Origin of the sequence: Sinosporangium siamense, assembly GCF_016863435.1 — a bacterium.
GTDB classification, from domain to species: Bacteria; Actinomycetota; Actinomycetes; order Streptosporangiales; family Streptosporangiaceae; genus Sinosporangium; species Sinosporangium siamense.
Genome location: NZ_BOOW01000030.1, coordinates 261927 through 283204, shown reverse-complemented (window position 1 = coordinate 283204; position 21278 = coordinate 261927). Strand labels below are relative to the sequence as shown.

Below are 21278 nucleotides of genomic sequence, written 5' to 3'. Positions count from 1 at the left end.
TCGCTGCGGAGTTGTCGAACCGGATCGGTTGGTAGGGCGCCCCTGATCCGATATGTCAGTTTCACACGGTCCAAGATTCTTTGAGAAGGGATCAGAGGAAACTGTGGATCTTCTTCTTGCCCGAGATGGCGACCACGTAGGATGCACCGTTATGCAGCGACTCGCACTTTTTGACCTTGATAACCGGGGAGCACGCTCTTGGCAACGAGGCGATCAGTTGGCTACTCGACCTGAACCGAGCCGGCTATCCGCACCGTGAGACCTTCTTCGGCAAGGTGCGGGACCACTTCGCTCTCTCGGAGTCGATTGAAGAGCTGTGGAGCCGCTACCGCCGACGCATGCCGTACCTCGTTCGCTGCAGGCCCGAGGTGTTGGAAGGGCTGGCGCGTCTTCGTGCGTCCGGGTGGAAGGTGGGCATCGTCACCAATGGGACGGCGGACAACCAGCTCGGAAAGATCCAGCGGACGGGGCTGGCCGAAGCCGTCGACGCCTACGCGCTCTCAGGGCTCGAAGGCATCCGCAAGCCCGAGGTCGGCCTATTCGAGATCGCCGCTCGACGGTGCGGCATGCCCCTTGCAGTTGGGGGATGGATGGTGGGCGACCATCCGATTGCCGATATTGAAGGGGGTCAGGCGGCCGGTCTACGTACGGTCTGGATCGACCGAGGGACGTGGCCGGAGCACAAATACAAGGCGGATCATGTTGCCGCTGACGTGCTCCAAGCGATGGAGATCCTCCAAGTGAGGGGTGGGTAGCTTAATCGGTCAAGGGCGCGAATGTTGATCTTGCTAAAGCTGGATATTAGTAACTAATCGGGTGATATTGGATGCCCGTGGACTAGGAGAATCTGCAAATTCTGCCCAAATGGTCCCGCAGTAAGAACGAGGTCAAGTATGGTGAGCGCTATACCGGCCAGCTGGTTTTGAAAGCCCGTGATGTCGTGTCGGACGCCATTGGCGGACGCGAGCCGTACTCGATCATGATGTTCAGTGCGCTAACGTCCCAGCCAGCCGATCACTCTCCGAGAAAGGATGACCTGTGAGTAACTCCCCCCGCGCCTTCGATGCTGAGGGTGAATGGTGGCTGCCTGGGCAGGAAGACCGGAAAGTGGCTGGAAGGCTGCGCTTCGATTTGGACTCTGGTGCGGAGCTCCGATTGATCGGAACTTTCCGATCAATGATGGAGGAAGGGGACAAATCGCAGAATCCGGATGGTACGACAGTAGTTACCTTCTCTGAGGACACGATCGAGAGAAGCGGAACCTATCCGCGTATTCACGGGCTAGCGGATGGTAAGCAATACACGCTGGAAGATTGCTTTCGCTCCCGAATGACCCGACATCTCCTCGGTCAAAGCGGCACGGAAACTATCCATGTTAACCAGATCTTCCAGGGTGCATATTTCGAGAAAGACGAAGAGCTGACCGCTGATGGTGTATCGGTAGAGTTGCGCTACCTCACCCACTGGATCTGCGACAGTGGGATCAAGGAGACGCAAGCGTTCCCGACTGATGACCTTCCGCCGGACATTCCGAGTATCAAACTAGAGGCTCGGGTTCTGGATGATGCTGTCGTTTCCCTGCCGGAAGGTGACACGTTGCGGCTAAAGCACTCGGTCGCTATTGACGGCGATCGGATCGCTACGCGGGGACTTTCACAAAAATTTTTCTTCCGTCTGGATGCGTCGTCACTCCGTCCTATCCCGGCGCTCATGGAACGCGCCAGTGACCTGCAGGATCTAATTTCCATTGCAACAGGCCGTACGGCGGAGTTCGACGGTATGCGGTTCTGGCATCCCGACGTGGTTTGGAAGAGCGGGAACCGTCAGCACAGGGAGCCAATCGAGTTCTTTGTTTCCTGGAACTCCAAGGACAAGAGCAAAAATCCTGGCAAGCTGTCTCACCACGAAATGTTCTTCACCTACACCGATTTTGGTGGAATTGATGGTGTTGGCCGATGGCTAGAGAGTGCCAGCCAGTATCGAGGAGCACTCGGGAGAGTGATGGCCAGCAAGTACGCGAAGAGTATGTTTGTCTCTGACCGTCTGCTCAACTGTGCGGCTGCCCTAGAAGCTTTCGATCGCACAAAATTCGGACACGCGCGGAGCGATCTCAAACCCCGGCTTATGCGATGTGTCGACTTGGCGGGAAATCTTTTCGCCAAACTCGTCGGAGACGTGGAGGTGTGGGCGGAGGCGATCAGAAAGGATCGCAACGACATCGCTCACCACCTAGGCACGCGGATGAAGCAGACTCCATCGGTACAGCTCTTCCTGTCTAATTCGCTATACTGGCTCTTTATTCTATGCATGCTGCGAGATGCCAAGGCGCCGGAAGAAGTCTTCGATCGGATCGAGAAACATCCCGAACTGGAATGGCTCGGAACGAAGATTCGAGCTGCTTTGTGAGGTGCCGCATTTATCACTGCGGGAGCCTGCTGTGGTCACGTCCACGAAGGTGGTGTACAGCAGCGGCATACAGCAACACCGCCTTACATGATCACACATCACCGGATCGCATCTACCGTCTGAACAGGCCAAGACGTCGTTGACGAGGCATCCGCCCTTCCCTCGTAATGAAGGGGTCAAGGGTTCGATTCCCTTAGGCGGCTCCCAGCATCGCCGAGGCCCCCGCGACCACCGCGGGGGCCTCGGCGCATCTGGCTGCAGGTGTCCTAGGGGCAAGGGGGACCGGAGTGAGTGCAGTGACCCGGCCACGGGCCGTCAGCATCACGCCGGGCGAGTTGGTGGACCTCGCACGCAGGAGGCGCCTACGCTTGCCCGCCTTCCAGCGCGTCTGCAGAGGCCGGGAGACGAACATTCCCCTTGGCGATTGCCCTTCAGCCCACTCAAGTGCGCGCATGGATCCGTGCACGGCCGCACTTGAGCGCGGAAAAGGTCGCCCGGACTGATCAAGCCGTAAGCGCCCTGCGTGACCACTGGATTCCCACTTACATTGTCCCGGCGAGGACATCCATGTCCCGCGCAGCATCGTTCAGCGTATAGACAGGACCCATCGGCGGTCGACCTCGGCGGAGCTGCTCGCCGTGCTGGAGTCCATCAATGAGGTTCCGGGTCGCGATGACCTAGACACTTTGAGCGCCAATGCTCAAGCATTCGGTTTCGGAAGACTGCCCGAATGGGTTCTCGTACAAAGCTTGACCGCCTCCGGCGATGTGATAGCCGGTCGAGAGTTTTACAGTCGGATCGGAAACGATCGCCGGGTCGCGATCACGCAAACTGAGAGGGTGCTCAGCCACGTCGTCGGCTTTTTCCGCGATGTGGCAGAGATCCCTCATATCAAGCCGGTGCCCCCCTTCAGTGCATCCCTGTGCTGGTGCGATTTGTCGTGCGGTTCGGCTCTCTCGCCGGCAGACCGGCAGAGCTTTTCCGCCGCTGGATCTGGCGAGGCGCCGCTGCGGCGCCGCGCCGCGAGTTCAGCGCCGCAGCGCTGCGACATGACATGGCAGCCATCCACACCGACCCTCTCAGCAGCGCACAGAACCTCATCAGGCTCCTGCCGCGTGCGCCGCTCTCTCCATGGCGGCCGGATCTATACCAGACTCGACTCGGCAACGTTCACGGCAAACTCAACTTCCTCGGTCTCCTGTCCCGTTTTCCCAGACGTCTCTCTGCCGAGGGGCACGGTGAACCCCTCGACGCCCCGAACGTCCGTGTCGTCATGGAGTCCGGCGGCGCTGTGGTGCCGGAGCAGGACCTGCGAAGCCTCGCCGAGGGCGCCGGTACGGTGCGGTTCTCCTTGGCTGGAGTTCAGGCCAAATTCTCCATGTGCTGGGAGGGGAAAGGGCTGGCCCTGCCCATGTCCGGGCAGGGAGGCGATTGGATCGTCAAACCAGGCTGGATCCCGTCCGGGTGGTCGGCCTGGTCAAGGACACCGTGACAGCCATGGCCGACACGTGGCCGCAGGTGAGAGGGAACCGACTCTTCCCTCCTTCGTGGCCTCTCACATCGAGCAGCGGTTGAGAACGCTGCCCTTGATCGCGGATGTACGGCGATAGCCCATAAAGGTCGGTGCCCGATGTGGAGGCGGTGAGCTTCAGCGTGGTGGGGGGTCATTCGCACGGGGAGTTCGGCGGCGGAAGCGGGGCGAAACGGAGGAGGTCCGGGTGGGTGGAGCCTCGGCGGTAGAGCTGCTGCTGAAGGGCCTCCCAGAGGGCTCGTTCGGCTTCCAGGGTCGCCGGGGGTTCCAAGCCCAGGTGTTGCATCAGATCGCGGCGGTAGAGGTCGAAGCAGCTGCGTACGATCTCTCCGAACGCCAGTGCCGCTCCCACGGCGGCGCGGTAAGCCAGTGTGGTCAGTAGGAGGCCGCACAGAAGCGCGGAGGCCCAGAGTGCGGCCGGCAGGAGGGCTGCTACGGCAAGGTCCGCGGCGCAGAACAGCACCGAAAGGCTCGCGAGCACGATCTGCTGGTCCATGGTGTCCCTCGATTCGTCGACCCGTTTCCTGGTGGACTCGGGGATCACCAGATAGAGGCGTGGCCAGAGGAAGACTGCGTCCGCGCCGTAGCGTTCGGGGTCGCCGGAATAGGTCTCAGCGGCGCGGAGTGCGTTGCCAAGTCGGGTTGGGAGTACCAGCGAGGGGTCGGCCGGGAATTCGCGGTATTGACGGGCATAGGAGAGACGGTCTCGCCGCCTGCCCTGCCTCCTCGACAGGCGGCTGGCGGCGGGTGCCAAAAGCGCGCCGCGCCAGTAGCCCTCCCAGAGGCGGATCAGCGTGGAGACCTGGGAGCCGAGGCAGGTGGCGAAGAAGACCACGAAAGCGGTCGCTCCGGTGGCCACAAGGGCCTGCTGCGCGCCCGTCAGCCGGTTCCACCAGAGAAGGAAGTCGTGTTGGCCGACGGCTGTGGCCACCAGAGCGAGGACGGCCCCGAGGAAAATCAAGGACGGCAGGAAGAGGGCGAGGACGAACCTTCGGTCGAGTAGTCCTGCCGTCTTGTCAAGCACCTGCCACCACCCGTGACCACTCGAAGGTATGGTCCGCCAGGGCGCGACTGTTCGTGCATTGGGGCATCTGAAAGGGTTTGACGTGGAAAGTCGTGACCTGCCCGCACGCGTGGTCATCCTCGGTGTATTGGCAGATCCTGCTGATCTCCGGAATGGCGATCTCGCCGGGGAGGAGGAGATCGGACAGCAGGCGGCGTCCGCCGTCGAGGATGGCCGCCGCCAGATCTGGTCCCGCCCAGACTCCGATCACCTGCCGGTCGGCGATGACGATCACCGGTGATCTCGGGTCGAGACCCTTGACTGCGGCCGATCTCATCAGCACCTCGATGGGCATAGCAGCATCGACGACAACGAAACCGCCCGCAGGGGCGCCGGGCCCAGGCGGCACCGCACCGATCGGACGGCCGTCTTCCGCCACTACGACGATCCATGACCCTCTCAAAGGGCGGTCTTCCGTCTCTCGGACGAGCTCCACCGGCTGGAGCGCCCGCTCACCCACGAGCTCGTGGCGGTTCACAGCGGCGCTCCGATGTAGACGAAGGGAGCCCAGGCTTGAGCCTTGGCGAAGAACCGGTGCTCTGGGTATCCACGGGCGAGCTCCAAGGACTCTCCTAAGTTGGCGGCCAGGCGGGGCCGTGCGGCGGCGTAGGCGGCCAGCTCCGCGCCTGTGAGTGATCTGAGCCAGCGTTGGGCGCGGCACAGTGCCGTCCTGGCCGGAACGGGCGACCCGTCGGCGCCGGGCAGGAGCTGCTCGTAGAAGTAGGTCATGAGCAGGGCCGAAGTCAGATCGCCCGACGGCCACTGTGTGCCGATGAATCCGCGGGCTCCGGCGGCCAGGAAGCCCGCGGCCAGTCCTACGAACTCCTCCGGCGTGTGATGGGTGTCGGCCACGGCCGTCTCGCAGGCCGAGGCCACGATGAGCGGACCCGCGGTCAGACGTGTGCTCGACGACGTTCCTGGGCCCGCGGTGAGGAGGTCCAGCACGGTGAGCCGGACCCTGTTGTCAAGCGCTAGGAAGGAGTCGACCGGCCGGTCCGCAATCGATCTCCCGTGACAGGCGAAGTGGATATGGGTGGCGTCCGCGATGAGCGCCAGTACTTCCGGCACCTCGATGCCTTCCGGCATGACCTGTCCGGGCATGCGGGATAGCAGTTCGGCGACTTCCTGTCCCGTATGGCGCAGACCGCTGTGCTCGTCGGCGATGCCCACCGCGAACGGGCGTACCGCGCGTTCCCCTGCGCGGTACGCCGCGTCCAGGACGGTCGTCGAGGGGGCGTATCCGACGTCAAAGTCGTCGAGCAGGCATCGTTCGCCGTCTGAGGCGGCGAAGGAGAAGGCATGGATCGGCAGCGCGGCGAACGGCCCGCAGGGGACCAGGGTGACCGAAGATGCTCCCAGCGCGGTCAGCGTCCGGCTGATCCGCTCGGCGATGCCTCCCATCCCGCGCAGGAGGGCTTCCAGCGCCTCGCCGCGTGCCTCGGTGATGCCGGGGTGGCCGTCGGCTCCTCTCACCGCTTTTTCCAGCTCGGCGAGCGTGGGGATCTCGGATCTGATCACGGTGACGGCGCCGTCCGGTGTCTCCACCAGCCCGATGCTTTCGATGTACGATGCGAGAAGGTAGATCACGATCTCGTTCCGCCGCTGACGCGGAGTTTTGGATGAGGTATCCGCCGTAGCCGCCCTTGCCGCTTCGAAGGCTGCGGAAGCCTCTCTGAGCTCGGCCCGGACTGACTGCTCCGCCCGGCGAAGGAATCTCTCCTCGCCTGGGGGCGCCCCTCGCAGGAGCCTCGCGGACGCAGCCTCCGCTTCCGCGAGTCGTAGCGTTGCCGCCCGGTAGGCCTCAGACTGGGGGGTCGTCTCCGCCCAAACCGGATCCTCGCGCTCTAGTGCGTCGGCGAGCAGCCGTGCGCGTCCCGCCTCCAGCAGGTCTACAGCTTCGGCTGGATATCCGGCTTTAACGGTGATGTAAGCGGCGATGATGCTGAGACGGCCCAGATCCGATAGGACCTTCTCCTTGGACTTCCTGAGGATCGCGGTGGCGAGCCGCCGCTCCGCAGCCACCAGCGCTGTGTGGAAGGCGGTGCGCGCCTCATTCCAGCGGTGAAACCTCGAGAGAACGTGGCCGAGGGCTTCCGCTGTATGGAGGACGTGTGAGGTGAGTCCCCCCGTCTCAAGGACCTGAAGGGCCTTCCGCATCCACTGGACGGCCTCGGTGCTCCTGCCGTGCTCGGCCAGGCAGAGTCCCAGCCCGGTGGCGCTCTGCGCCCATTCGAGCGGCGCTTCCTCCACTGGGCAGAGCCGCAGGGCCTCCCGAAACGACTCGACAGCCCTGACGGCGTGGACAGGCGAGCCGGTCAACTGCGCCATCCGCAGGTGAGCGTCGCCAAGGTTGCTCTGGATCGACGCGCTCAGATGGGTGAATCGACCCGGTCCGAGCGTTCGGACGGCCTTTTCGTAGAGCGCGATCGCGGTCCGCAGCCCGTGGCCGTCCCCCCGTTCGAGGTGCTCCTCGGCCGCAGCCTGGCGGTTGGCGACGCCCGCCCAGTCAAACGGATGCCGCTCGCGATCCAGGACCCGCAGGGAACCGGAGAAGAGCTCGACCGCTTCTGCATAGGCACCCTGGGCGGAACGCGTATCCGCGAGCCGCGCGTTTGTGAGCGCCCATTCGACGGGATGGGTCGGCTCCGTCCAGATCTTTAGAGCCGACCGGTATGCTTCGGCTGCCTCCGAGAGGTCCTCGTCCCGATCCCCGGCCAAACGTGCTCGGAGGGCGTTGCCCAGGTTGTTCTGCGATGCGGCGAACTCCTCTTGTAGCCGCGACCGTGCGGAGAGCGCGGACACCGCCCGGAAGACCTCGATCGCCTCAGCCAGATCTGCGTCGTGGTCGGCGCCGACACGGTGGAGCAACGCGATCCCGAGATTGCCGTTCGCGGCGACCCAGTACCGCGGCTCCAGATCTGCCGAGATCTCAGCGGAGACCATGCGCAGGACCGTAATCGCCGAGTCCCAGTCGGCCGGATCCCCTAGCTGTTCCGCCCGCTTCGACAGAGCTGTGCCCAGATTGATCCACACTGTGCGCCTCAGATCCGGATCTTCCTCCATGGCTGGGGTCGATGCGACCGACCGCAGCAGGTCAATCGCCCGGTTCAGGTCCTGTCCGGTAGATCCGTCCGCGCCTCGCAGCAAGGCTAAACCGAGCGCCGACCGGAAGCGGGCGAGGTACTGGGCGGGCAGCCCCGGCGGCGCCTCGCGGAGAGCCTTTTTGAGCAGCCGCACGCCCTCACCAACACGCCGCGTGTCATGTGCGGGAGCCTCAAGTGAGAACTCGGCCAAGGAGACGACGGTGACCGCCCAGCCTTCCGGGTCCGCCTGCGGTGTGCGAACCGTCAGAGCCCGTTCCAGCGCCTCCTTGGCCGGAACGAGATCTTCGACGGACCCGGGCCGCGCCAGCAACCTGTAGGCCATGCCGATGTTGTGCTGGACCTCCGCCCAGTTCAGGGGCGCGGTCTCACGCAGGCCTCCCAGCTCGCCATAGAGGTGTAGCGCCTCCCGTACATTGAACGGCCTCCGGCCCTTCAGGAGCTGCTCCGCCAGCGCTATCGCGAACACGTCTCTGAGGCTCACGATCTCTCCATGCGAACATTCGAGACCTAGGTCCTGCTCCTCCGGGGGCATCTCGAGTAAGGCCTGTTCGATGAGCTCACACAACTCGTCTCGCTCTAGCTTGTGGATCCCCGCGATCGCCAGCAGAGCCGCCCCCGAAGAGGCACTGAGCTCTCGCTCGGGCCCGCTCACCGCTCAGCCTCCGTCCTGAAGACACGCTCGATCCCGTATCTGCGGACTTGCCGAAGCAGCAACCTCCGGTTGGCCACGAGGGGAAGCAACTCGGGCCTCTCCTCGCGCAGCACCTCCATCACCGAGGAGACCAAATCATCCATACGCTCTTCGAGAAGCTGCGAATTCTCTTCGATCAGCCTTCGGAGAGCATCGGTGCTCTCGCATTCAAAGAGAGCGGAGAGGAGCGCGATCGCATGAGTCCTCCAGGCCTGTGTGTTTAGTTCTCCGAGCCATTCCGCATAGTGGTGTTCGAGAGGCGTCAACGGCCTCAGGCCGTTCCGGGATTCCGCCTCCAGGTCGGCGCCGATGTCTCGGTCAAAGGCGAGAGGAAGCAGTTTTAGGGGCACGATGAGGAGATTGTCCGGATCGAACGGAACGCCCGCGTCCCGAAGGCCATAGTGGTTGAAGAGCGCCTGCAAGCCGGCCAGCAACAGCGAGTACGCTTCCTGTCCCATGACAACCGGAATCCTGTGGACCGGAATGACCATCGGTCGGGGCCACCGCTGTGGCCGCAGCACCATGAGAAGGGCGGACACGGAGGCGTCAGTCCCACATCCGGGGCAGTTCACCAGTCTTATCCGGCCCGTGATTATCCGCTTGACGAGATCAGGGCGATCGACGGCGTCGACCACCTCCCATACTTCATGTGTGCTGTGCGTCCCGCATCGTTCGCACGACAATCTCCTCAGCCTGGCGAAGCTCTTCTGTGACATGAGAGAATCCCAAGATCATCAAGCCGAAAGCCGGTCGAAGTCCCCAATACCGATAGTGCACCTTTTTGAGGGCATCGCGCGGGCAAGGATTGGAACAGCGCGAACTTTCGGGCATCCGTAAACTGCGGGGATCCGCTGTCGCCTGTAGACACAGTGCGGGGGCTTGCCGCTGCTTTCCTGTCCGCTTCTTGTTGAGCCCCTGTGCTTTGAGTGCTTCCACTCAGCGCTGTGGGAGTGCCAGGGTGTGCCGGGACTTGTTCCCGCTGGTACGGATGGACCGTCACACGGCCACGCACTTCGGCATGGTCGGGGTTTTCCCACAACGCAGGCCATTGTGCGAGCATGATCGCGCCGTTTTCGATGAGGGGGGCTGTTTGGTTGTTTTCGCCTGTGCCGGGTGTGGCGCCGTGATAACCGCGCGGGTGGCGCGGGTGGTGCTTCCTGACCACTCTGGCCAGAAGTACGGCCATGGTCTGCTCTCCGGTCTTCTGGAGCCGGGAACGTACGTGGTGGACCAGGGAGACGGCCGGCCTTGGAAACCATTGGAGCCCAAGCCGGAAGAGGACGGCGTCCGGCTGCTGACATACTGCATTTCGGGTCCCCTGAACAGGATCGGGATCGCGCCGGGCGATGTCCGCGGAACCGTCTTCATTCCGGAGCGGTTAGGCGGCCGCTGTTGTGGCTTGGACGGCCAGTACGGCCCCAATCTCGCGTGCGCGAGGTGCGGCTGTCCGGTGGCGACTCGTGTCGATGATTGCGGGTTCTGGCAGGTGGTGTGGCTGGAGCCGGAAGCCGTGCGTCCGGTCGCTGTCGACGGCCATGTCCAGCGGGTGGTCGACTGGGCAGAACTGCCGAGCACGCCATCGGTTGACCCGTGTGGCTTCTGGAGCCCCCTTTGGGAGGCCGCAGTCGCGGTGGCATCGGCGCACCTGCTGGCAGTCTCGGGTGGTAAGCGGGTGTCCGTCCCCGAAGGGTCGGTCGCAGAGGCGTTTCGCCGGGCGATCGACAGTCTGCTCCGTCCGGGGCCACCGGAACGCCACCTCGTCCTGGCCGGGCCTGGCCTGTCTGCCGAGATCGCGGACATCGCCCTGGTGCCGCGGCATCCGCAGACCGGTGAGGTGTGGTCTTGCGACGCGGAAGCCGTGGTGCCACTGGCCTCGGACGTATGGAAGTACATGGCCTTCAACGATGATCGGCGGCTCGTGCCGGCGGCGTCCGAATGGCTGCCGTCGGCTCGTGTGATCGTCCTGCCGTGAGCGGGTCACGGCAGGACGACTGATCGTGGCTCGTTACTTTTGGGTTCTCGTCGGAGTGCAGTACGGGCAGGCGGGGGCGGGGTCTATGCAGACCTTGGTGTTGTCGGTGTTGTTGGACGGGTCGAGGTCTAGTTCGTTGCTGTCGGCGGTTGCTGTGTTCGTGGTTTCGGCGACCCTGGTGGCCTTGGCCTTGATGGTCAAGGTTGCTGTTGCTCCGGCGGCGAGGTTGCCTACTGTCCAGGTGTCACCGGTGTAGGTGCCTGCTGAGGGGGTGGCTTTCACCAGGGTGAGGCCGGTGGGGAGGGCGTCTTCGACCACTACGCCGGTTGCGTCGTTGGGGCCGGCGTTGCGGACGGCCACGTGGTAGGTGACGGTGCCTCCGACGGTGACTCGGGTTTGTTCTGCGGACTTGACCACGTCGAGGTCTACGGCGGGGTTGACCTCTGTGGTTGTGTCGTCGCTGGTTGAGGTCAGGGGCTCAGGCTCGGTGCCGAGGCGGTTTTCGTAGGTGACGGTGCCCTTGTTGGTGACCTGGCGGCCTGCGGCTGCTCGGTTGACTTTGACCTGGAATTGCACGGTGGTGCCCTCGGGGAGGGTGCCGCTGTGGAGTAGGCGGCCTCCGGTTGTCGCGGTGGCTCCGGCGCCTAGGGCGAAGGTGATTTTTCCGGTGGCCGGGTCGAAGTGGGCTTGGTCATCGCCGGTCTGGTCGGTTTTGGCGCCGTTGTTTGGGCCGTTGACGATTTGGAGTGAGCCGGGGACGAAGGTGGTGCCCGCTGGGATGGAGTCGGTCAGCTGGAGGTTTTCCGCGGTGTCGCCGCCGTGGTTGACGGCGGTCAGGCGGTAGGTGATGACGTCGCCGACGTTTACCGTACTTTGCGGGCTTGCGCTCTTGGTGAGGATGACGCAGGGGGCGGTGCCGAAGAAGACGTCGTCGAGGAAGTTGCCGATGGCGGCGTTCCCGCCGGCTGCGGAGATGGAGCGGAAGGCGAAGCGGGTTGTGGTTTGACCGGCTGGGACGGTGTAGGTGCCTGCGTAGGTGCCCCACCTTGTGGTGCCGTCGGACACAGTGGTCTGCTGGACCGGGTTGCCTGGGGCGCCGATGTCGAGGGCCATCGTGTCGGTGCCGGAGCGGCCGCGGTGGGACAGGCGCCAGTACAGTTTCTGGCCTGGTGTGGTGGCGTGGTCCTGATAAAGGGTGGCGACCTGGGTGGCGTTCAACTCGGCGAACTGGTCGCCTTCGTTGGGTGGGACGCCCATGCGGCGGCTCCAGAGTTCGATCAGGTGATCGGTGGACGTCGTCCGCCAGCCTGGCACCTTGCTCGGGGCGGTCCGGGAGGCGTCGGGGAACGAGGCCCACGGTCCGCCGACGACTACGGGGGTCTCGAAACCGCCGTTGATCAGCGCTACCCGGTTTGGGCAGGTGGCTGGATTTGGTGCGGCTTGCGCCCTCGTTGGCTTGTTGTCCGCCAGCGCCACGTTGGACGGGGAGAGCGGGAGGGCCACTGCTGTCAGGGCGGTGACCAGGTAACACATCCGGAGGATGCGCCTCATGGTGATGTTCCTCTCGTGGGCGAAAACCGGCTCCGTGGGGCCGGCACCGCTGGTGCGGTGTCGGTGGCACGGAGACTCACCCGAACGAGATCATTTAGAAGGCGCCGGCACGATCCGCCCTGCCGACAATTGGCGGGATCTTGCTTTATGCGGAACCTTGGTTAGTGAAGACTTCAACTGTGGGAGACAAGGCGCACCTGTCGGGAATTTCCGGTGCTCGGCGACAGTGCTAGGAATTATCGGTCGACTCAGTCGTCCCACTCATTCCAGTCGTCGCCTCGAAATATTCTTCGTCGTCACCGTGGAAATTCCTGCGAGCTTTCTGGCCCGATGCTGACGTGATGATGCTTGTGAGACCCCAATATGCGTGCATATAGGAGATGCTGAGGGGCAGATCCGCGTCGTGCTGGCTGACGAGTGGCTCGAAGCCATCCCAGTCGACATATACGTATTCGCGATCGTCGTCGTCGATAATGGGTTGCGTGAGGTCATAGACATCGCCGGTGCGGGGATCGGTCCATCTGTCGGGCAGTTCAGGGGCGATGCGGGCCGGTGGTGTGGTTGTTCCCATTGCGCGGTGGGCATCGAGGTTCCATATGCGTGCCCTACCTTCGATGTCCGCTGCCACTACACGGGGTCGGCCGCCGTGCAGGATGTAGGCGATCGAGCCGATGGAGAGACCGCGGCTGTCGCGCATGGGGTGGCCGATTTGGCGGCGAGTTCTTAGATCCCATACGCGCACCGTGTGGTCGCCGCCGCTGACGGCGATGGGTTGGCCGTCGGGTGCACCGTAGGCAATCGCCCGGACTTTGTTGGTATGGCCGATCAGTGGTGCTCCGATCTGTCTGCCGTTAGCCAGGTCCCATACGCGCACCGTGTGGTCGTCGCCGCCGCTGACGGCGATGGGGCGACCATTGAGCAGCCCCATGTCCACGGCCCACACATGTCCGGTGTGGCCGGTTAAGGGCGGGCCGATCTGCGTGCCGTCGGCTAGGTCCCACACCCGGATGGTGTGATCCTCGCTGCTGCTGACGGCGATCGCTCGGCCGGCCAGCATTCCGGCTGCGACCGACCTGACCACGCTGCCGTGGCCTGACAACTGCTTGCCGATCTGTGTCCCAGTTGCCAGGTCCCACATGCGCACGCTGCTGTCGTAGGCACCGGTGACCGCGACCGAGCGGCCGTTGAGTACGGCACATGCCACCGTGTAGACCGACCCCGGGGAACCGTAGCGGATGTGACGTGGTTTGCCAGGTTTCTGGGCGTGCTCGTGTCCGGTCAGCTCCCATATCGCCAAGTCCCCCGCCCCTTTGACGGCGATAGGGCGATTGTTCAGCGTTCCGTACGCCACCGATTGGGCGACGCCGAAGGAGAATGTCTTCTCCTCCTCCAAGGGCGGACCGATCTGCCGGTGGGAGGCGAGATCCCAGAGGCGTGCCACGCCGTCGCGGCCGTCGGTGATCACGATTGGACGTCCATTTAGGAGTCCGCAGGCCACTGCACCGACGGAGGCACCGGGGCCGCCCAGAGCTGGCACGATCTGTGCCCCGAAGGGTAGGGGCACCCAAGAGGGTGGTGAGTGTTCGGAAATCAGAGCTCCATGGCTAGCGAAGTCTGTTCTCCCATGTTGTCGTCGGCGTGGCTGCGTCGGACAACCTGGATTTGATGCTGTAGATCATAAAATGGACCCCTGGAAAACGCCTCGCGTTTGGGCGATCGGGCAACAGCGCCCTCCGTGTCGACACCTCCTGCGGGGAGAGTCCGGCCGGTGCGCGTCTACGGCCTTGGGATCTCCACGCGAACCGGCTCCAGGCTGGATGGGGCTTCTCCGGGGAAGGCGCCTGTCAGCATGGCGGCGACCGTGTACAGGTTCCATGCGAGGGCGGGTTGGCTTACCGATGGTGCTTCGAAAACCGCTTTGAGTTCTTCTGCGCGGACGATGGGCGATAGGGCGTCGGTGCGTTCGAGGACGAAATCGCGGAGGATCGTGGACAGGTTGGGTCCTGGGCTTGTGCGCCAGTTCCAGTTGTTGCCGGGTTTTTTGGTGGGGGTCGGTTTCTGAGAAGGGATTGCAGGGCGGGACCAGGGCCATCTTCGGGGTGGGGGTTGGTTGGCGAGGAAGCGCCACGGTTTGCCTTCGACCTCGATCTTGTGGAGGCCGGGGGCGAAGCGGCGGATCAGTTCGTAGACGACTTCCTCGGAGTGGCGCCACCGCTGGTCCAGGGAAAGGGCTTCGACGACGACGCGGTTGTCGAGGAACGGTTGGAACGGGTCGCCCCGGCGTAGCGATCCTGCTCTTGCGGCGGCGTGCCAGCGGCCCACGCGGTAGGTGACGTAGAGGTGGTCTAGCACCTCCCAGGGGTTCTTCTCGGCTCTGCGAAGCCAGGGGGTGGCGAGCTCGCGGGCGTGTTCGTTGGCTTCCTCGGTGAACAGGGACTCGTTCTTGAGGAAGAAGTCGTTCACGCGGCGGCGCATGGCTTTGTCGGTTGTCTGGCCTTGGCTGTAAAGGAAGCCGCCTCGGAGGATCTCGCCGCTCTGGCCGGACATCGTGGGTCTGGCGCTGTAGGGCAGATATTCCACGATGCTTTCGTAGGCCGAGGTCATGCCCTCGCAGGTGCGCAGGACTTCGAAGGTGCGGGTGCTCGGGTGGGGGATGAGCACGGCGTCCCTCCGTTCCGTTTGAACGGGAGGGATCACGTTGTGGTCGATGCGGAGGAGGGCGGTGATCTGGCGGGCGAGGATGACGTCGGGGTGGGAGTCGAGGCCGTTGGTTGTGGCGCGGAACGGCACTTTGGCGGCGTGGAGGAGGGCGGCCATCAGGCGGCTGTCCCGGCCGCCGGTGAGGGCGAGGTTCACCGGGGTGGGGTTCGCGCGCAGGGGTTCGACGGCGGCTACGAGGGCGTCGGCCAGGCGTGTGATCGCGGCTCGTCTGGCCCTGGGGGATGCGGGGGCGGGGTGGGCTTCGGGGAGGGGGGTGGATTCTATGGTCCGGCGACCGCCGCGGATGACGATGGATGAGGATGGGCCAAGTGCGGTGACTCCCGCGTAGGGGGTCTCGTCGGAGAGAAAATAGCCTTGGCGGATCATCGTCTGCAGAGCTGTGTTGTTCCACGTGATTTCGCCGCGGCCCGCGACCAGGTGCACGTGTAGGGCGCGGGTTCCCACCACGTGAACATCGTCGGTTTCGGCGTGGAAGACCGACAGGGCTCGCGTGCTGGAGGTCGCCGCCTGCACTTCCCAGTCGGCTGTGCGAATGGCGGAGAAGCAACCTGCGAGGCCGCAGGCCTCGGCTCCCAGTAAGTCGGTCCGGGCGAGTCGCTGGACGTCGTTTGGCCGGGCGATCGTGCCGCTGACGCCTAGGGCGCTGTGTTCCGTTGCGGCGAGGAGGGGTGGTCTCTCGCCGTCCTGCCCCTCGTTGGACCACGCGAGGATGGCGGCGTGTTTTCCTGACCATTCGGCTGAGTCGATGGTGTCGCGTGGCACGGGGAGAACATTGTCGATGGTCGTGCGGGCCGTCTTCAGGTAGCCGGTGATATCGCTGTCCTGCCGCTTCGCCACCACACTGAGAAACACGCGCACGATGGTGCCCCCGAGAGCCGACGGGACCTCGGCCGGATTTTTGAGCCAGGCCGCTACGGTCGTCTACCGGCACCGATCCTAGAGGGTTTCCGGGCGATAAACCCTTGACGAGCTTTGGTGGCCGAGGGCCTGCAGGGAGGGGGCGACGAGTCCCGCGAGTACGGTCTCCTGGGCTGGATCGACGCATGTGCCCGGCAAGGGGAGCGGATGACCACGAGATCCATGACGATGCCGAAGTCTTTGTGGAGGTCAAGACCGCCCGGTTTCTCGCCGCACTTGACCTGGCTGCTCCCTGGGAAGCCTAGTTAGATCAACACATGGTCCTCAGGGTTGCCTACAAACGAGAACTGGGCGTTCCGCAGGAGCTTGTGGTCCTCGGCCTGCCAAGTGTGGTTGCCCGCGTTGCTGCCGCGCATGTAGATGAAGTTGAACCTGTCCGAGGAGTAGATCTTGATGCCGTCCGCCTTGCAACGCCGTACAAGGCGGGTGTCCTCGCCCGCGTTGACCGGTTCGAAGGGGATGGCCCGGAGGAGTTCGGACTTGGCGACGATGGTGGCGCCCTGGATGAGGTGGGCGTAGCGGTGTTCCAGGCCGGGCAGCCGGAAGACGGTGGTGTTGCGGTGGGGGAAGTAGGTGTAGTGGGCCCCCTTGCCGACGATCTCGGCCGAGGAGAAGTCGAAGGAGCGGATGAGGTCGCTCAGGTAGTGCTCGCCGTAGATGTTGTCGTCGTCCATCTTGGAGATGAGTTCGCCGTCGGCACGTGAGATGCCGAGGTTGAGGACTTCGCCAAGGGTGAGGCTGGGATCGGCGGTGAGGACCGTGACGTCGGGGATGCCGGCGGCGCGGGCCTTGTCGGTGACGACTCCGGGGTCGAGGTCGAGGCCGTGGAGGACGAGGACGAGCTGGAGGTCGCGGTGGCGTTGGCGGGCGACCTGGGTGATGGCGTGTTCGATCTGGCCGGCGCGGTTGGTGGGGAGTACGACCGAGACCGAGCGTGAGCGCCGGGTGACGGGCCGGCCCATGAATTGCAGGACCTGGTCGACGCGGTGGGAGAAGAGGTGTTTGTCGAAGACCTCGCGCATGGCCAGGTGGGCTTGGCGGGAGCGGGCTTCGGGGCTGTTGATGAGGTGCAGGACGGTGTTGTACGCCTCTTCCTGGGTCTGGACCAGGGGCACCAGACCGCCGAAGGTCTCCTGGATGGCGCGGGACCAGCCGGAGACCACGGGGGTGGAGCAGGCGGACAGTTCGAAGACGCGGCGCGCGCACATGGTGGGTGAGTCGAGCACCGAGTTGACGTTGAGGAACACCTTGTACATGCGGTAGGCCGCGAGCATCTGGTCATAGGGGAGTTCGCCCACGATGTGCGGGCGATACTCCTCGGGCCAGGCGTACTTCTCGTCGACTTCGCCGTTGCGGGCGAAGATGTGCAGGCCGAGCTCGCGGATGGGGGCGAGTACGGTTTCCATCTGCTCGCGGCGTTCCGGGTGCTTGTTGCGGAAGTACATCCCGGCGAACACGACGTCGTGCAGCCGGCCCTCGCGGGCCTGGATGGGGTTGTGCACGCGGGGCTGGGCGGCGAACTGGAGCACGTCGATCCGGTCGTGTCCCAAAATTTCGCGGTACTTCGGCACCATGTCGCCGTCGCACGTGAACACGTAGTCGAACAGCTTCGCCGTGTCGATGAAGAAGTCGAAGTTGGGCGGGTCCTCCTTGTTCCAGAAGACCGTGGGGATGCCCTCCTCCTTGCACCAGTCGATCAGGGCGCGCAGTTCGGGTTTCGGGGCGTTGGTGCCGGTCATCTGGTAGCGCCAGCGGCCCTGGTTGCCGTGCCAGGCGGACTCGCAGAACAGGATGTCCGGGCAGCGCTCGGCGAAGATCTCCGGCCAGTCCTTCAACCCGAACTCGATCTGGTCCCACTCGTATTTGAAGGTCATCCGCGAGAAGTCGTCGAGGATGACCGCCACCTTCAGGTCCGGCCGGTTGACGGGCCCCTTGGGCCACGAGGCGGTGGGCACCTTGACGTGGGGTGGCCGGGTGCGGGCGGCTTCGGCCACCTTGGCGACCTGTTCTGGGGCAGCGGGGGCTTTGCCGTTCGTGCGCATGGCGCGGGCGAGGCGGCCGGGGAGACTCACGACGGAGGCGGGGTCGCGGGAGTCGGCGAGGACCTCGGCGACGCGGTAGGGCCGCTGGACCTGGGTGGCCTTGAGCTTCCACGAGGCATAGTCGGCTTTGGCCTCGGCGATGGCGAGCCGGCGTTCGAGTTCCCGGATGTGGTCTTCGTAGCGCTCGACGAGCTTGCGCTCTTCCGGTAGCCAGTTGACGGGACCAAGCCGCTGGTAGAGCGGCTCTTGCGGGTTCTCAACGTTGTCGGCCATGGGTGCGTCGCCCTAACGAGGTCGGAGTCTGCAAGCGTACGGCGAACGCCGTGCCTAGAACGGGTGAATTATCCGATTCGCATCGGTGGTACGGCTTGCGCCGCCGGGGAGAGATTGTCCCCCTTGAGCCAGGCGGCGATGACCCGGGCGATGCGCGGACCGGCTTTGCCGTCCCACAGCGGGGGCAGGTCGCCGCTCGGCGTGGCGGCGCCGTCGGCGAGGGCCTTGTCGGCGGCCGACGGCAGCAGGGCCGGGGTGACCAGGCGGTTCGTGCCGTGGGTGATCGTGACCGGGCGCTCGGTGTTGGGGCGCACGGTCAGGCACGGCACGCCGAGCATGGTGGTCTCCTCCTGCACGCCGCCGGAGTCGGTGACGACCAGGGCTGCCCCCCGCACCAGGGACAGGAAGTCGACATATCCCAGCGGGTCCACGATCGAGAGGTTCTCGCCGCTGACGAGCCCGGCCTCGGCGAGGCGGGTGCGTCCGCGCGGGTGGAGGGGGACGACGATGTGCACCCGGTTGGAGACCTCAAGCACGGCGTCGACGAGTTCGCGGGCGGCCTCGGGGGAGTCCACGTTGGCGGGCCGGTGCAGGGTGGCGACGCCGTACCTCTCGGGGAGGGCGAGCCGCTCACGCACGGGGGCGGGGTCGAGCTTGGGGAGGGCGGAGAACAGGCTGTCGATCATTGGGTTGCCGACGAGGTGCACCCGGGCCGGGTCGACGCCCTCGTTGGCGAGGTGCGACAGGGCGTCGGGGGAGGTGGCGAACAGCAGGTCGGACAGGGCGTCGGTGACGACCCGGTTGACCTCCTCCGGCATGCCGCGGTCGAAGGAGCGCAGGCCGGCCTCCACGTGGGCGGTCGGCACCCCGAGTTTGGCGCACACCAGGATGGCGGCGAGGGTCGAGTTGACGTCGCCGTAGACCACGACGAGGTCGGGGGAGTGCTCGAGCACGACCTCTTCGAGGCCGGTGAGCAGGGCGGCGGTCTGGCGGGCGTGGCTGCCGGATCCGACCCCCAGGTTGGCGACCGGCTCGGGCAGGCCAAGGTCGGCGAAGAAGACGTCCGACATCAACGCGTCATAGTGCTGACCTGTGTGAACAATGCCCTGCCTAATCCCAATGCTGGAAAGGCCAGACACGACCGGTGCAGCCTTGACAAAGTTGGGCCTAGCGCCCAGCACGTGTAGGACGAGGGGGTTTTCCCTCATTGACCTCGCCTTTCATGCGGGAGTGGGGCAAACGTTGCCTATGGTACGGTCACCGCGTGGTATCCGATGCCAGTCGGCCAGACTCCCGCAAGGTCTCTCCCAAAGCGGCACGTGCCGGTATAGGCGGACTTCTCCGAGGGTTCGTTCAGCATCCGGTCATCGTTTCCCGGATTGTCATCACCCGGGTGAGATCCGACCCCATGAGGGTCGCCCAGGCCGCAGCCGAAGCGCTGCCGCCAAAGCTGCGTCCTATCGTGGGCTCGGTGGCCTGGCCCGTCGCGCGCCGCGCGCGCGTGGCCGCGCGCAAGATGGCGCGCCGCATGGCCGACGGCCCGCTTGAGAAGGCCAAGGCGCAGTTCGTCGACGGGCACATGTCCGCGGCGATCGCGACCCTCAAGCCGCACGCCCGGTGGCCGTTCATCCGCCGCAGGATGGCCCTCTACGAGGGCGAGATGGCGGCGATCGGCACCAACCCGATCCCGCCGGCCCCCGCGGTGCACGTGGGCGACCGGATCGAAGGCCGGGTACTGCACTGCGTCACGAATGCTTTGCCGTACACCCAGGCCGGTTACACCGTGCGAACCCACCGCATCGTGACCGCTCAGCGCGCCGCCGGGCTCGACCCGCATGTGGTGACGAGCTGGGGCTGGCCGATGCTCCAGGGGCACGCGGACGCCACCGCGGGCGAGCTGATCGACGGCACGCCGTATCACCGGCTGCTGCCGCACGGCGACATCCCCAACCAGACCCGGGGGCGCATCACACGCGGCGCCGAGGACGTCACCGAGCTCGTGCGTAAGCTGCGCCCGCAGGTGCTGCACGCCGCCACCGACCACCGCAACGGCTCGGTGGCGATGGCCGTGCGTGAGCGTACGGGTACGCCGTTCGTGTACGAGGTGCGCGGGTTCCTGGAGGAGACCTGGGCCTCGCGCGATCCGGCCAGGATCGGCAGCGAGCGGCACCTTATGCAGCGCGACCGCGAGGCATTTCTCATGCGGTCGGCCGACGCGGTGGTGACGCTCGCCGAGACGATGGCGGCCGAGATCGTCGACCGCGGTGTGCCGCGCGAGCGCATCCACCTGGCGCCGAACGCCGTGGACGACTCGCTGCTGACCGCGGACTACGACGGCGAGGCATTCCGCCGTTCGATGAACATCGAGCCCGACGACATCGTGATCGGCTCGGTGTCGAGCATCGTGGCTTATGAGGGATTCGCCACTCTTCTGTCGGCGGCGGCGCTGCTCCGCAAACGGAAGGTGAAGGTCAAGGTCCTGCTCGTGGGCGACGGGGTGGAGCGCCCCGCGCTGCTGCGGCAGGTGGACTCCCTCAAGCTCGGCGATGTCGCGATCCTGCCCGGCAGGGTGGGGCCGGACGAGGCGCTTCAGGCGCAGTCGGCGATCGACATCTTCGTCTGCCCGCGTGAGGACCTCCGTGTCTGCCGCCTGGTCACCCCGCTGAAGCCGGTGGAAGCGATGGCGCTCGGCAAGCCCGTCGTGCTGAGCGACCTGCCCGCGTTGTCGGAGCTGGTCGGTTCTGACGGCGCGGGCCTGCTTGTGCCCGCGGGCAATCCGGCGGCGCTGGCGGACGCGTTGGCCGAGCTCAGCGAGGATCCCGAGCGGCGGGCGGCGATGGGCGAGGCGGGCCGGGCCGAGGTCGCGGCCAAGCGCACGTGGAGCAGAATCGCTGAGACCTACCGCGAGATCTACCGTTCGATCACCATCCAATAGTCGGATGAACACCACATGTAAAGCAGAGGTTTCCTGGGCGTTCAGGCACATTAGGCGTGGCTCGTACGGAC

Annotated in this window: 14 protein-coding genes; 5 read left to right on the top strand and 9 right to left on the bottom strand. The window is 65.0% G+C overall.

Features of this window, described 5'->3' with window-relative positions:
• The first annotated feature begins 170 nt into the window (after positions 1-170).
• The 3 genes from Ssi02_RS24010 (at position 171) to Ssi02_RS24000 (ending at position 3898) form a co-directional block, all read left to right on the top strand.
• A complete protein-coding gene (locus Ssi02_RS24010) occupies positions 171-755 on the top strand; it encodes an HAD family hydrolase (protein ID WP_239129495.1) in 585 nt (194 codons plus the stop codon).
• Between the two features lie 283 nt (positions 756-1038).
• Positions 1039-2406 (top strand): ApeA N-terminal domain 1-containing protein, encoded by a 1368-nt coding sequence (locus tag Ssi02_RS24005; protein ID WP_204029423.1) that lies wholly within the window; start codon positions 1039-1041, stop codon positions 2404-2406.
• 922 nt (positions 2407-3328) lie between these two features.
• Positions 3329-3898 (top strand): hypothetical protein, encoded by a 570-nt coding sequence (locus Ssi02_RS24000; protein ID WP_204029421.1) that lies wholly within the window; start codon positions 3329-3331, stop codon positions 3896-3898.
• Between the two features lie 172 nt (positions 3899-4070).
• Here the strand turns inward: Ssi02_RS24000 and Ssi02_RS23995 are convergent, their stop codons facing one another.
• From Ssi02_RS23995 to Ssi02_RS23980, 4 genes are all read right to left on the bottom strand, one after another.
• The gene (locus tag Ssi02_RS23995) at positions 4071-4961 is read right to left on the bottom strand and encodes a hypothetical protein (protein WP_204029419.1); all 891 of its coding nucleotides are present in this window, start codon (positions 4959-4961) and stop codon (positions 4071-4073) included.
• Positions 4954-5277 carry a hypothetical protein gene (locus tag Ssi02_RS23990; RefSeq protein ID WP_204029417.1) on the bottom strand — a complete coding sequence of 108 codons (324 nt, stop codon included), beginning with the start codon at positions 5275-5277 and terminating at the stop codon, positions 4954-4956. The genes Ssi02_RS23995 and Ssi02_RS23990 overlap by 8 nt, the downstream gene beginning before the upstream one ends.
• Positions 5278-5474: 197 nt before the next feature.
• Complete coding sequence (locus Ssi02_RS23985; protein ID WP_204029415.1) at positions 5475-8585, bottom strand: CHAT domain-containing protein; 3111 nt, start codon at positions 8583-8585, stop codon at positions 5475-5477.
• A gap of 167 nt (positions 8586-8752) precedes the next feature.
• The gene (locus Ssi02_RS23980) at positions 8753-9511 is read right to left on the bottom strand and encodes a CpXC domain-containing protein (RefSeq protein WP_204029403.1); all 759 of its coding nucleotides are present in this window, start codon (positions 9509-9511) and stop codon (positions 8753-8755) included.
• Between the two features lie 254 nt (positions 9512-9765).
• Between Ssi02_RS23980 and Ssi02_RS23975 the strand changes: the two genes are divergently transcribed.
• The gene (locus tag Ssi02_RS23975; protein WP_204029384.1) at positions 9766-10767 is read left to right on the top strand and encodes a hypothetical protein; all 1002 of its coding nucleotides are present in this window, start codon (positions 9766-9768) and stop codon (positions 10765-10767) included.
• 33 nt (positions 10768-10800) lie between these two features.
• Here the strand turns inward: Ssi02_RS23975 and Ssi02_RS23970 are convergent, their stop codons facing one another.
• The 5 genes from Ssi02_RS23970 to wecB all read right to left on the bottom strand — a co-directional run bounded on the left by Ssi02_RS23970 (position 10801) and on the right by wecB (position 19480).
• Positions 10801-12318 (bottom strand): CARDB domain-containing protein, encoded by a 1518-nt coding sequence (locus Ssi02_RS23970; protein ID WP_204029382.1) that lies wholly within the window; start codon positions 12316-12318, stop codon positions 10801-10803.
• 229 nt (positions 12319-12547) lie between these two features.
• Positions 12548-13783 (bottom strand): WD40 repeat domain-containing protein, encoded by a 1236-nt coding sequence (locus Ssi02_RS23965; RefSeq protein ID WP_204029380.1) that lies wholly within the window; start codon positions 13781-13783, stop codon positions 12548-12550.
• Positions 13784-14094: 311 nt separating this feature from the next.
• A complete protein-coding gene (locus Ssi02_RS23960; RefSeq protein WP_204029378.1) occupies positions 14095-15897 on the bottom strand; it encodes an asparagine synthetase B family protein in 1803 nt (600 codons plus the stop codon).
• Positions 15898-16202: 305 nt separating this feature from the next.
• Complete coding sequence (locus Ssi02_RS23955; protein WP_204029376.1) at positions 16203-18272, bottom strand: glycosyltransferase family protein; 2070 nt, start codon at positions 18270-18272, stop codon at positions 16203-16205.
• 68 nt (positions 18273-18340) lie between these two features.
• Positions 18341-19480 carry a non-hydrolyzing UDP-N-acetylglucosamine 2-epimerase gene (gene wecB / locus Ssi02_RS23950; protein ID WP_204029374.1) on the bottom strand — a complete coding sequence of 380 codons (1140 nt, stop codon included), beginning with the start codon at positions 19478-19480 and terminating at the stop codon, positions 18341-18343.
• A 200-nt stretch (positions 19481-19680) separates the two neighbouring features.
• On the opposite strand from wecB, the gene Ssi02_RS23945 reads away from it, so the two are divergent.
• On the top strand, positions 19681-21207 hold the full coding sequence (locus Ssi02_RS23945; RefSeq protein WP_239129490.1) for a glycosyltransferase family 4 protein: 1527 nt from the start codon (positions 19681-19683) through the stop codon (positions 21205-21207).
• Positions 21208-21278: the final 71 nt, after the last annotated feature.